The organism is Marinobacter sp. UBA2498 (assembly GCF_002341575.1).
In the GTDB taxonomy this organism is placed as follows: domain Bacteria; phylum Pseudomonadota; class Gammaproteobacteria; order Pseudomonadales; family Oleiphilaceae; genus Marinobacter; species Marinobacter manganoxydans.
Genome location: NZ_DDOI01000038.1, coordinates 20099 through 20619, shown reverse-complemented (window position 1 = coordinate 20619; position 521 = coordinate 20099). Strand labels below are relative to the sequence as shown.

Here is a 521-nt window from a genome sequence, read left to right as displayed (position 1 = left end):
GGAGCGTTCTCAGGCGCCGACCAGGACAAGCAGGGGCTTCTGGCGCAGGCCAACGGCGGCACTTTGTTCCTGGATGAAATCGGTGACATGCCCATGGCACTGCAGTCGAAACTGCTCCGGGTGTTGGAAAGTCGTCAGTTCCGCCCGTTGGGGGCCCGCGAGGAACAGCATTCGGATTTTCGGCTGGTAGCGGCCACCCACCAGCCGCTGCAGGCAGGTATCGAAGACGGCAGCTTCCGGCGGGACCTGTTTTACCGCCTGAGCCAGTTTCCGCTGCGGGTGACGCCCTTGCGGGAGCGGCCCGACGACCTCGAAGCTCTTTGCCGTCACTTTATCCGACTATATACCGAGCGTGAGGACAGTGGACCCATGGGCATTTCCAGCCACGCCTTGCACCTGCTGGCCGGATACGACTTCCCGGGAAATGTCCGTGAGCTGCGCAACATCGTTGAACTGGCCTGCCTGCAAACTCCATGCGGTGACGATATCCAGCCGGAGGTTCTGAGGATTAATGACCTGTT

The 521-nt window shown here is 61.0% G+C and carries 1 protein-coding gene; it reads left to right on the top strand.

Features of this window, described 5'->3' with window-relative positions; all coding sequences use genetic code 11:
* A partial coding sequence (locus B2W52_RS04190) for a sigma 54-interacting transcriptional regulator (protein ID WP_286801495.1) occupies positions 1-521 on the top strand: 521 nt, incomplete at both ends.